Raw genomic sequence first — 12,630 nt, 5'->3', positions numbered from 1 at the left:
TTAAAATATATTTATTAATATAAATGCTACTACGAATAATATGCTTGCTTATTATCATAATATTTTCTTTGGTAAGTTTTGCCCATCTTTCTAAGAATGGTCAAAATATTAAAATAAGCAATATGATAGCCGACTTCGTAGAGTATAATGAAAGTCAGGATTTGATATATGCTAAAGGTAATATAAGAATTATCACGGATGAGTATTTATTAACGGCAGATAATTTACTTTATGATATAGAAAACAATATTTTATGGGCAGAAGGTAATATCCGAATTAAGGATAAACAAAACCGGATAATAGAGGGGGACAAAGCGGTTTTAAAAGATGAATTTAAGAAAGGTATCATATCGGAATTTATTTTGCTTCCCGGTGATAATAATCTTTTAATTGCTAAACTTGCCGAAAGAATAGATGAAAATAATCTTAAGCTGCACCATGCCGAATTTACCCCTTGCGATGTTACTTGTAATAGAAACCCTATTTGGCAAATTGCTGCTAAGGATACTTATATTCATTTCGAAGAACATAGAGTAGTTTATAAAAACGTATTTTTTGAAGTATATGGCGTACCGATTTTTTACTTACCGTATTTTTCCCATCCGACTCCTACGGCACCTGCAACTTCCGGATTATTAGTGCCTGACGTCAAAAATAAAGGGTTTGGTATCCCTCTATATCTACGTGCAAAACCTAATATGGATTTTACTCTCATTCCAAGGATTTTTAGTAAATATCAAACTTATGAGCTAGAAGCACGCTATCGCCCGAATGATACCGATAATATGAATTTTCAAGGTAGTTACGGTAAATTACCGTATTTTCTAAAAAAAGACGGAAGTGTAGTGAAAAATAAAAAAGTTTCTTCTTATCATTATATAGCAAGCGGTAATTTTATTAGTACCGATAAAGTTTATGATTACGGTTTCAGGGTGGAACGTACATCGGATAAAGCTTATTTAAAAAATTATTATAATAACTACGCTTCATATTTAACTTCTAAAATATTCTTAAATAAAATTCATGAGACTGATTATTTTTCGGCGGAATGGTTAAGTTTTCAAGGCTTAGGTAGTAATGATAGTAAATATACCGATCCTCTAGTATTACCGAAAATCAATACAAAAAACGTGATAAATTTGAATGATAATGACAACAGCCATATCGTTGTTGAAAATAATATGTTAATGTACAAAGAAAGAATAGGAAAACAACTTGCTAGAACCTCTTTACAATTATCCTTTATGCATAATGTGCTGACTTCTTCAGGGCAAATTTTTGATTTTGTAGCAAAAGATAGAGGCGATTTTTATCTTGCTAGACGGGTTTATTTAGATAAGCCGAGAGAAAGTAAATCATTTCAAAGGAATATACCGGAATTGCAAACTTTATGGCGTTATCCGTTAGTAGGTAATATAACAAAAACGATAAATTTACTTATTGAGCCGGTAGTTTCTTTTACTATGGGACGTAAACTATATAAGAAAGATAAAAAATTTGTTATAATTGATCCTGCTAAATATGAATTATCCGAAAAAAATATCTTTTTATCCAACCGTTATAGCGGTATTGATTGCCATGATTTCGGTAATAGATTAAGTTACGGCTTAAATACTAGTATTGCTAAAGAAGAAAATTATTTAAAATTATTTTTAGGACAGTCGCGTAATACAAGATATAGTATAGATTTGCCTGCTGATGATACGGAAAATGTAGGGCAGATTCTAGGTAATCTTTCTAATAATTTAGAAGTGTTTTATAGCTTTCGGAAAGATAGATATTTCAGACCTATTAAAGATGAAGTGGGAGGAAATTTTAACTATGATAAGATTAACTTTCTAGGTAGTTTTATTCAGCTTACCAATCTTAAAAAATATTATTCCGTAGAAAGTATAAAGGTTTCAAATAATAGAGTGCGACAATTTTATGGGGACATAAATTATCAGCTAGCGGAAAATTGGACTATAGGCTTTGGTGCACGTATTGATCTCTCTAGACGATCTCCAAATTTGCTTACTCGAACTATTAGGGTGACATATGCGAAAGATTGTGTTAGAATTACTGCAAAGATTTATTCCGATTATCTAGCCGATGGAAGTAGAGGAATCAAAAAGACTACCTCTTCGCCGACTATTTCTATCGGTTTAAAAGTTTTAAACATGTGAGTATACTCGTTTTATTTGAAAAATTGGCTACGTCGTCTTATAAGTTCTGCGGTGCTCACGTACTAAATGTACGCTCCGCTCCTTGACTTATAGACTCCTTGCTCTTTTCCAAATAAAACTTCGTCTACTTACTGGTCACTTATTCAGAGTATCACATGAGAAAATTATTATTAATCATTACCGTTTTTTTTACTTTTAATGTAGCACAAGCATCATTACCGAATATAGTAGCATCCGTAAATGATGAACCTATTACTCTTAATGAGTTCCGTGCTAGAAAAAAAATGATTATGGCACTAAATAATGTTGAAAGTCTAACGCCTGCTCAAGATAAGCAGCTAAGTGACTTAGCAATCAAGAGCTTAATTGACGAATCTTTGCTTTTTCAATATGCCGGAGATAGAGAAATTCCGCAAGAAGAGATAGATAACGCTATTAAATCTATTGAAGATCGTAATAAAATGCCTCACGGTTCTCTTCTTCAGTATCTAAAAAGCAGATCGGTTAATCCTGATAGTTTTATTTCCCAAATTAAATCCGAGTTGATTAAAATGAATATTTTATCAAGTCTATCAAGATCGGTACAAGTAAGTAATAAAGAAATAGATGTCGCAATTTTATCTAGCGATCAAAAAGACGTAGAAATTTCAATGCAAGTATTTACATCTAAAGATGGTGGCAATAAAGCGTTTACGCAGATGAATAATTTGAAAAATCGACTAAAAAAATGTGCGGATGTTAAAAAATCGCTTTATGATAATTTTGCTACTATGCAAATTATTACCGATAAGCTTAGCAAGATAGAAGGCGTAAAACAAACTATTGTAAAGGACTTAACTCCTGATAAAGCAAGCAATGTTTTTGAAGTAAATAACAAATTTGAAATAATATTAGTGTGCAGCAAAAAAATCTTAAATGTTAATGAAGATGAAAATAATTATGTAGTAAACTTCCTAACCAATAAAAAGATTTTGCAAAAAGCACAAAAAATGTTTGAAAATATGCGTAAAAAGGCAGCTATAAAAATAATGTTGCCATCTTGAGGTACCTGTTTTTCGTCATTGCGAGGAGAGGCAAAGCCTCGACGCGGCAATCTCAGGATTTTATACTATTTCATGAGATTGCCACGCTCCTTTCAGTCGCTCGCAATGACGATGAAAATCGATTCATGCAACTTTTTTAGCTAGAACAACATTACTCTATGCTCCCTTCAATTGCAAAACATGCAGCATCTCATCAAATTAATCCTCTTAAAAAGTACGGACAAAATTTTATTTTTGACAGTAGCCTATGTGATAAAATTGTACGTGCGAGTAACCTTGCAGAAAATAGCCGAGTATTAGAAATAGGACCAGGCACCGGAGGGTTAACTAGGTCAATATTGCAAAAAAAACCTGAATCCTTAACTGTTATAGAAACAGATGAGAGATGCATCCCGCTCCTTAATGAGATTAAAGAATATTATCCTAATCTAAATATTATTAAACAAGATGCGCTTAAAATAAATTTAACCGATTTAAGCTATGATATAGTCAATTCAGTTGGATTTGCATACAAGGAGCGAGAAGCGAAGCCTATAACTAATAGGAGAGCGACGAGTAACGATGTAGGCGAGTCCAAATCAATTGACTATAAAGTAACTATAATTTCTAATTTACCGTATCATATAGGTACTGAGTTAGTGATTAGATGGCTGAAAGAAGCACGACTAATTACTAATATGACGCTAATGTTACAAAAGGAAGTAGTAGAACGTATTTGTGCTATGCCATCAACTAAAGCATATGGCAGGTTATCGGTAATATGTCAGTTAATTGCTAAAGTGGAAAAATGCTTTGACTTAGCACCGACTGCTTTCTATCCACCTCCTAAAGTATATTCTGCGATAGTCAAACTAATACCTTTAGAAAATCCGCCGTCTATTGCTCTGATAAATAAAGTTGAGCAAATAACAAAACTTGCTTTTGCAGGACGACGGAAAATGATCAAATCATCACTGAAAAATCTTGTACCTAATATACATGAAGTATTAACTCAGTTGAAAATCAATGATAATTATCGTGCTGAAAACCTTACCCCTCAAGATTATTTGAGAATTGCTGAAATATTATAAGCTTGCATCATTCAGCTTTATCTAACTTTTGTGCTTCTGCTTCTTGCTGTAGTTTATATTCTGCTGCTTTTTCTTCTATATAGTTAAAAAAGAAATAACAAAATGTTAAAAAGCTAGTTAAAATGATTGCAAACGTTATTAATATTAACTTAAGTTCTTTTTTAGAGTTTTCAGCTTTTAATCGTTTTTCCTCTTCTTCATCAATTATAAACTCAGGTAATATATTTGATTCTTCTTCTTTATTTTCCATGTGTTACCCCATATCTTAAGTTTATTAAAAATTAATGATAGAGTTTAAATATCATTTAAGTAAATTACGATATAAAGATACTTAAAATAAGTCAACAATTTTTAATTATTAGTTGTGATTTAATATAAATGACTGGTGCTTTTTAAAATAATTTTCTAATAGACAGTTTTGAAATTAGTTATTCTTCTTTCTTGAGTTTCTGATTTTGTTTTTGGGAAATCTACATTATCTTAGCCAAGTGTATGAAAGTGTTTAAGCTTTCTTCGTCTTAATAAGGTACTTTGACATATATAAGCATTTGATGTGTTTTGTCCGATATTTTATTTTTCTCTAAAACGCATATAATTTGTGAGTATTGTTATGTTCATCTTGTATACTAAACGCTTTATTTGCTGCAACTGATTTATCGGATTTTGATATAAAATCATCAATAAAATAGTTTAAAGAATCTCTAAATAATTCGCTTAATTGCTCATCATTTTCAAGTTCTTCATATGATAACGATCTTGCGGTTTTCAACTTAAAATATGATTTAATCATTTCAAGAGCAGAATATCTATCGCAGTTATTATTAAGAATTTTATATAACATTTTTTTATCAAAATATGCAGGTATTATTTTTAAATCCTTATTAATAATTTGCTGTTTGTAATAAGATAACTGACGCATAAAAACGATAACGGTAGCTGTAAGACCTGCAACTAAGATAGAGTATAAATTTAGTGATTGAAAAAGCATATTTTTAATATATTTAATTATAACTACCAACGATAGTATAGTATTTTTTGCTTTTCAATCTAAAAATGAACCATTACTGTATATTACTTATTTTTTTCTTTCAATTAGTTTATTTATCACATATTTATTGTGCTGCTAATAGAACATGAGATTTGTATAAATTAACTTTCAACTCAACTAATCGATTTTCATATCTATGACAAGAAAGTTATTAAAAAATAAATTTCTAAAATCTTATTAATTTTTGCATATTGATTCTAGAAAAATATTCTAATTATACATATTATCCTCTTATTAAATTCTATAAATTTTAATATTCTATTAAAGAATGAGCTATAGACAAAATCATAATAAAAAGTTTTAAGAATGCAATAGAAATTTAATTAAAGATATAAATAAAAATTTGAGAGTAATTTAAAGAGTTTATGAATGTATAGGGGATTAAAGGAAATAATAGAAGATTTTAATAGTTAATGATAGTTGCTATTTATTAATTTAAAAAATCTATTTATTACAGTTGTTCCAAAACTATCGTCAGAACAGTTTAAAACATCTTTAAATAACAAGTTTATGCGTGATAATAATCTTACTTTTTCTAGCTGAAAATATTGTTTAATTTCTTCAAGTGCCAAATATCTACCACGGTTATTATTAAGAATTTGCTGTTTATAAAAAGATATTTTGTTCATCATGGTCTAGTACCTCAAGAAAAGAAGTATGAAGTAGAACATATAGGGCAAATATCTAAAGAAGGTTGTGAAATATCTTAACTTCTTACATTCCACTACATGTGAAGTGCGTTAAGTTGCACTTCATTTCTCTATTTATCGTATAAGGCGAAAATTCCTATTGACTTTTATATAAAACAGTATAGATTTCTTTACAATTTAATTTTTTGTAAAGAAATTATGCTGACCTATAAAAAAGCAAGTAAGGTTAAATAGAGAACAGCGAGAAGCGGTAGGATTATTGTCTATTGGTACTTTTTTAGAGTATTTTGATCTTCTATTATATGTTCATATGGCAGTATTACTCAACGATATATTTTTTCCAACTTCAGATCCTCAAGTTGTTTTCTTACTTTCTGCTTTTGCCTTTTGTTCTACATATATTTGTAGACCTGTAGGGGCAATAATTATAGGTTATATTGATCACTTAGGACGTAAACTACTATAGTTATAACAACTTTAATTATGGCTTTATCTTGCTTTATAATGGCAATTTTACCTACATACGCTGAAATAGTGGTAAAAGCAGCTTGGATTGTTACAATGTGTAGAATTGCTCAAGGTTTTTCGTCAATGGGTGAAACTGTAGGAGCAGAACTTTATCTAACAGAGCTTATAAAACCACCGGCTCAATATCCGGCAGTAGCTTTAACTTCTGTTTTTACTTCGTTAGGAGGGATGGGAGCATTGTTTGTAGCATATTTAACAACTACGACAGGAGCAAATTGGCGATATGCTTTTTGGATAAGGTACAGGTATTGCAATGATTGGAGGATTAGCTAGAACACGCCTCAGAGAGACGCCTGAATTTGCTGATGCAAAAAGAAGAGTAAAAAATATACTTGAAAAAGCTAATTTAGATATAAGCAAATTAGAAGAAAATCCTTTATGGAACCAGAAAGTGAGTATAAAAACTTCCTTAGCTTTATTTTGTATTCAGTGTGCAGATCCTGTATATTGTGGAAATATTTTAAAAAATTCTTTTAACTATACTCCTGCACAAATAATACATCAAAACTTTTTAGTTTCTATAGTACATGTTGCTAGCTACATAATAATAACATATTTAAGTTATTACATTTATCCTTTAATTATACTAAGAGTAAAAGCAATTATATTTGGAATTTTTATACTGTTATTTCCATATTTATTAAACTATAGTACAAGCGGTTTTTATTAATTCAATCATTTATAGTTCTTATTCGGATTTTGTGATACACCAGCAATGCCTATATTTTATAGACATTTCCCAGTATTTAAACGCTTTACTTATACCAGTTTTATATATGCTCTATCCTGTGCTATGATGTATGTTCTTACTTCTTTTGGGCTTATTTATTTAACAGAATTTTTCGGACATTGGGGAATGTTAGTAATTATGATACAAGCATAGGGTTTATGTTTGGATTAAATCACTTTGAAAAACTCGATAAAACAGAAATTGATTTTAATCAAAAAATAGGTCTTTCAATTGCATAGCTTTTAAAACATAATTTTATAAATTCTTGTTCTAATTCACACACATCAAAAGACCATACGCATCAAGTTAAGAAAAGCAAGTAGGTTATACTGGTATTACGGTAGTAAATTATGAATTAAAAAGAAGCTAATATATGGTATAAATTTTTGCAAGATTAACAACTAAATTGTGAGAATTTATCCTATGGGGAAAATAGTAAACTTAGCAAAACTATGCCAAGAGTTTTTTGGAGAGACAGCCAATAATTTATCCATTACAACAGGATTTATTAAGAGACAACGAAAAATAACTGGTTCAGCTTTTCTAAAAGCTATAGTGTTTGGTAATATGAGCGATAGTAATTGTAGTCTTGATGGAATGCGTAACTTTTTAAGTGAAGAAACTATAGATATTTCTGCCCAAGGCTTAGACTTTAGGTTTACTGAGGTAGCAGTAAAATTTATGCAGTCAATGTATGAACAATGCTTGAAATTATTTAGAAATACTATGCCGCTTGATTGCAACATTTTGCAGCATGCAACATTTTGCAGCAATTTAATAGCGTTAAATTATTGGATAGTAGCCATATTATTCTACCTGCCAATATGGCGGATAAGGTATAAGGGCTGATCAAGGATATAGAGAACATTTATCAAACATATCTACTAAGGACTTATTAATATCTGATTTAGGTTATTTTGTCCCAGCTTCATTTATTCAAATTATCGAACTTGGTGCATATTTTATTAGTCGTTATAAAGCAGATACTAATATATATGACCCTATCACTGAGGAAAAAATTGATTTATTAAACCTATTAGATAATAAATTCTTTTTATCAAAAGATGTACTTTTAGGTAAACAAGCAAAAGTTAAGCTACGGATTATATGTCATAAATTGACTGATGAACAGGCTATTGGTAGAAGAAGGAAGGCTAATTTATTAGCTAAGTCTCATAAATATAAATCTTCTTCAAGAAACCAGAGATTACTAGATTGGTCAATATTTATCACTAATATATCAGAGGATATGGTTAATGCTGAGCATATAATGATAATTTATCGAGCAAGATGGCAAATTGAATTATTATTTAAATTATATAAAAGTCATGCAAAAATTGAAAATCTTAAAGGGAGAAGTAAACCTGCAAGAGTTTTGTGTGAATTATATGGTAAATTATGTAGTGTGCTTATTTTTCATGGATTATCGAATTGTGTAGAATTAGCAAATGATAGAGAAATTAGTTTAACCAAAGCATTTATTGAACTACAGAAAAGGTCAAGAGAATTATTCCTGTCTATTACTGGACGTCTTAATGATTTAAAGCAGTTCCTTAAGAAATTAATTATAGATTGGGGGAGATTTTCTTTGAAAGATAAATATCGTAAAACCAGATTATCTTCCTTAAATACACTAAAATTATTAACAATTATGGCTTAACTTGATGCGTATGCTCACGTAAACAGACTGAAAACGACGAGCAAGTGCTGCATCTTTCTCGATATATTTACGATATTCATCTAGAGTAGTAGCACCGATACAGTGCAGCTCACCACGAGCAAGCATCGGCTTTAGCAAATTCGAGGCATCCCTAGCTACTGGACAATTACCACCATTCTACGAATGCTCGCAATGATGTTTTTATGTGATTTACATAAAACCGTCTGGTATTATTATTATACCCATATCCAAGATTGAGCAGAATTTGCTAATATACCTTGGTTTATATCTTTCACTGAATATATTCTAATAAAATAACGGTCTTTTTCATCCCATTTAGGACCACTCTTTTATGTAAAACCGTCTTATTCGGGCTGTTGAAAAAATCAACAAGGTTGTAAATACTTTAATATTTTTTTATCTTTAATAGCAGTAGATAAAAAAACCAAAAAATAATTTTAAGTATCCGTTTAAAATTTTGTACTATCGCAATCATCAGTATTTGAATCTGTGTTTTCTGTACACTTCTAAATTTTGCTCCTCGTAAACCATGATTCTCCTTAGCTTCACCAAATAGACCTTCTATTTTCCACTTTCTCTCAATTAGTTTTTTCTTAAAATCAATTCTATTCTGTCTGACCTTTACCTCATCTATTTCATCCTGATAAGGATTACGATAAATAAATCGTCCTCTATTACTATAATTATCAGAAATACAACCTGATTTTAGAGAGCAATTTTTACAATGCCCTCCTGTAATACGATAACGTTTTATTTGTTTTTTATCTAATTTATCATACGGATAAAGATAATGTCCCTGTGGACACTTATATCTATCCTGTTCTCTATCATATTGAAATTCCCCCCTACTTATTTTTCCTTCACCAAGATTATCTACATGTAAAGGTATATAAGTTGTAATTCCAAGTAATTTAAAATATCCATAGGTTGGACCTCTACCATAACCTTTGTCTGCTATCCATTCTTTTACTCTAAAAGAAAAATTATTTAATATATTCCAAACTCTACTTGGAAGTACAATACACTCATGTTGTGATCCTGTACTTACATAACAATCTATTATAATACGTGAATCTGAATCAATTGAGTAGTGGGTCTTATAACATAGCTTTTTATAACCATTAGTTCTTGATACAAGACTACAATCAGGATCTGTCCTACTGACATGAGTTTGATTAGATATTTTCCTTACTTTTTTCCCTTCTCGGAAATCATGATAACGACGTTCATATTTTTTTAATTCTCTCTTTTGTGAATCACCTTGATCTTTTCTTAATATTAGGCTATTCATAGAGGCATTAGATTCAACTAAAGAGGCATCTGAAATAATTGTTTCTCCTTTTATAATATCTAGTTCATACCATTGCTTAATCAAGCTTATAAATATTTCTTGAAATAGTTCTACCCCAAATCTATCTCTTATCCTACTTAATGATGAATGATCCGGTACTTTATCCTCTAAACTTAAACCACAAAACCACCTATATGCTATATTTAACTGAATTTCTTTACATAATCGTCTATTTGACTTTATACCATATAAGTAACTTATTATTTGCATCCTAAAAAATAATACAGGATCAATTGATGGACGTCCGTAATTAGCACAATAACGATTCTTAGTTATTTCATAGATAAAAGAAAACTCTAATTCTTTAGCTTCATGAATCCTCACTAATAAATGATCATTAGGTATCATGTGCCTTAAGCTAAGGCTATTACATCTCACACTTTGATCAAGCTTATAACCCTGCATCTTTACACCTTCATTTAAGCATAAAAATACAGCTTATTCCTTAGATTAACTCTTTTCTACTTCTTTTTATAACTTTTTCAACAGCCCGTTATTGCTTAATACAACGATATCACCGGAAGTAATATATATAGTTTTGAATAGATTCTTGATCTACGATTTCTCTAATTTTATTTAAAAACCCTGCTGTTCTTTGTGTTTCAGGAATAGCATCCATTTTTATTCTGCTGTAATAACCGGTAGCATGTTCTACTAATAAAGGGAGATTCTTGCTCACTATTTTACATGAAAAAGAATCTGCACTTGTTACTGTAAATTCATTACTACACCCTATTAAGATATCTTGGTAGCTCAATTGATTTAATATATCTTTAAGGCTAATATATACTATAGGTAGATTCTCATGTCCTTTATGTACAATCCCAAAAATTAAATAGTCAACTATAGGAGATAAGTTATCACTCTTTTCTTTCATTGGACGGTATGCAGCATCTACATGCCAATCTAAATCATTATACGGTGATTGAGAGCTACGTTCATTATGAGAATTACGTTTTGGTGCTACTGCTCTAATAATATTCTTATCTTCATCTTTATATAATACAGGAAAACTACCAATTATCCCTATTCTCCATACATATGACAAATTAATTCTTCTATTCCCGTAATCCATACCTCACCGTCATAAGAGGTCATTATATTATAGTTTTTTTTATCGATATTTTTTATATGTATAATTTCTGCATTATTATTTACTGCATCTTTAATTTCTTTTGTATAATTTACATTATTTTGTTTCTAAAAAATTTTTAAAAAATACAGTAGATTTATATGGATTTTTAGTAAAATTGTTTAAAACCTCATCGCTATTAATATTAAAATTTTTTAGATAAATTTCCTTTCTCATAATTTATCTTTAAATCTTTTTTATAACTGAGTTCCAATTTTTAGAAGCATTAATAATACCAAAAGGATCTACATATTTTGTATCTACTAAATATAAATTTTTTTTCTTTCAACCAGCTAGTTAATCTAACGATTTTATTGTTTAAATTTTCTAATTTTGCTATACAAGTTTTTTCATCTAAAGTTTTCCTCCAAACATCATAGCACGCATTATTATAATCAATATTAGTATCTTCAATGATGAAATAATCTCCTTCTTCAAATATATTATTATGAAAATATTCTAAAATACCTATCATATTAATATGAGCATCTTCTATTAAAAGTATAGGATGTACTATTTCAGATATTTTCTCTTTTGGAAATATTGCCTCTACTTTATTAGAATCACCTTGTAAAAACTCTATTCTATTATCTCCTTTTACGGCTTGATCAATATTTTCAAAATCGATATCTATACTAATAACTTTACCGTCTTTTACCGATAAACTTTGTATATCCGCCAACCAAAGGGCAGAAGCTCCTTTAAAACTTCCAAATTCAATTATGGTTTTAGGTTTTAATTCTTGAATTAAACCTTGAGTAGTAACAGTCTGAAAAGGACTTTTTTGTAATGGTATATTTTTCCAATTAATATCACAGCTATTTTCAGCAATAGAATGCCAAAACGATTCAGGTATATCACTTACTGAAGTTCTATATTTATAGATACAAACCTTTTTGATTGTACTGTATTATTTAGGAAATTTAACACATATCCTCAACCTTAAGTTAACATAGTTATTGTAATACGCACTTAAGTCAATAGCATTTTTAAATTAAAAGTTGAAAATAAGAAAAAAAATTTTAATAACTATACTTTTAGTAAATGAATAGGAGGTAGCATTAGAGTTCTAACTTGCTTCTAAGGGTAATTTGTGCGTCGATCCGGTACTCGAATTCTCACGTACTAAGTGTACGCTGCGGTTCTGCGTTCCGTGTCTCCTACAAATTCCTCCTTATTAGCTACATTATGCAAGAACTCTATTGTTGTGTGGATATCGATGTCATTCCCGC

At 29.8% G+C, this 12,630-nt stretch carries 9 protein-coding genes and 4 pseudogenes; 5 read left to right on the top strand and 8 right to left on the bottom strand.

Going from position 1 to position 12,630, the window contains the following annotated elements:
* The first annotated feature begins 23 nt into the window (after positions 1-23).
* From REIP_RS07190 to rsmA, 3 genes are all read left to right on the top strand, one after another.
* Positions 24-2,165, top strand: coding sequence for an LPS-assembly protein LptD (locus REIP_RS07190; protein ID WP_045804168.1), 2,142 nt, complete (start codon positions 24-26; stop codon positions 2,163-2,165).
* Positions 2,166-2,320: 155 nt separating this feature from the next.
* Complete coding sequence (locus REIP_RS07185; RefSeq protein WP_045804167.1) at positions 2,321-3,208, top strand: SurA N-terminal domain-containing protein; 888 nt, start codon at positions 2,321-2,323, stop codon at positions 3,206-3,208.
* A gap of 158 nt (positions 3,209-3,366) precedes the next feature.
* Positions 3,367-4,278, top strand: a complete 912-nt coding sequence (rsmA, locus tag REIP_RS07180) for a 16S rRNA (adenine(1518)-N(6)/adenine(1519)-N(6))-dimethyltransferase RsmA (protein WP_045804166.1) — start codon at positions 3,367-3,369, stop codon at positions 4,276-4,278.
* Positions 4,279-4,285: 7 nt separating this feature from the next.
* Here rsmA and REIP_RS07175 read toward each other — a convergent pair whose 3' ends face one another.
* Both REIP_RS07175 and REIP_RS07170 read right to left on the bottom strand, forming a co-directional pair.
* Positions 4,286-4,528 (bottom strand): hypothetical protein, encoded by a 243-nt coding sequence (locus REIP_RS07175; protein WP_023507939.1) that lies wholly within the window; start codon positions 4,526-4,528, stop codon positions 4,286-4,288.
* A gap of 268 nt (positions 4,529-4,796) precedes the next feature.
* A pseudogene (locus REIP_RS07170) lies at positions 4,797-5,296 on the bottom strand (hypothetical protein).
* 888 nt (positions 5,297-6,184) lie between these two features.
* Here REIP_RS07170 and REIP_RS13770 point away from each other — a divergent pair.
* Positions 6,185-7,473, top strand: a pseudogene (locus REIP_RS13770) (MFS transporter).
* Positions 7,474-7,657: 184 nt separating this feature from the next.
* Positions 7,658-8,894, top strand: a pseudogene (locus REIP_RS07155) (IS4 family transposase).
* Here the strand turns inward: REIP_RS07155 and REIP_RS11245 are convergent.
* From REIP_RS11245 to REIP_RS10085, 6 genes and pseudogenes are all read right to left on the bottom strand, one after another.
* Positions 8,877-9,032, bottom strand: a complete 156-nt coding sequence (locus tag REIP_RS11245) for a hypothetical protein (RefSeq protein ID WP_156147461.1) — start codon at positions 9,030-9,032, stop codon at positions 8,877-8,879. The pseudogene REIP_RS07155 and the gene REIP_RS11245 sit on opposite strands and share 18 nt — an antisense overlap.
* Before the next feature lie 268 nt (positions 9,033-9,300).
* Positions 9,301-10,614, bottom strand: coding sequence for a transposase (locus REIP_RS07150; protein WP_172686766.1), 1,314 nt, complete (start codon positions 10,612-10,614; stop codon positions 9,301-9,303).
* 166 nt (positions 10,615-10,780) lie between these two features.
* The gene (locus REIP_RS12850) at positions 10,781-11,314 is read right to left on the bottom strand and encodes a hypothetical protein (protein WP_231569300.1); all 534 of its coding nucleotides are present in this window, start codon (positions 11,312-11,314) and stop codon (positions 10,781-10,783) included.
* A 141-nt stretch (positions 11,315-11,455) separates the two neighbouring features.
* A complete protein-coding gene (locus REIP_RS12845) occupies positions 11,456-11,575 on the bottom strand; it encodes a hypothetical protein (RefSeq protein WP_045804164.1) in 120 nt (39 codons plus the stop codon).
* 49 nt (positions 11,576-11,624) lie between these two features.
* Positions 11,625-12,194, bottom strand: a complete 570-nt coding sequence (locus tag REIP_RS07125) for a CmcI family methyltransferase (RefSeq protein WP_231569349.1) — start codon at positions 12,192-12,194, stop codon at positions 11,625-11,627.
* A 276-nt stretch (positions 12,195-12,470) separates the two neighbouring features.
* Positions 12,471-12,601: pseudogene (locus tag REIP_RS10085) on the bottom strand (palindromic element RPE1 domain-containing protein); the annotation flags it as partial.
* Positions 12,602-12,630 lie beyond the last annotated feature (29 nt).

It is taken from the genome of Rickettsia endosymbiont of Ixodes pacificus (assembly GCF_000965155.1).
Classification (GTDB): Bacteria; Pseudomonadota; Alphaproteobacteria; order Rickettsiales; family Rickettsiaceae; genus Rickettsia; species Rickettsia tamurae.
This window is presented reverse-complemented; position numbering and strand designations above follow the sequence as displayed.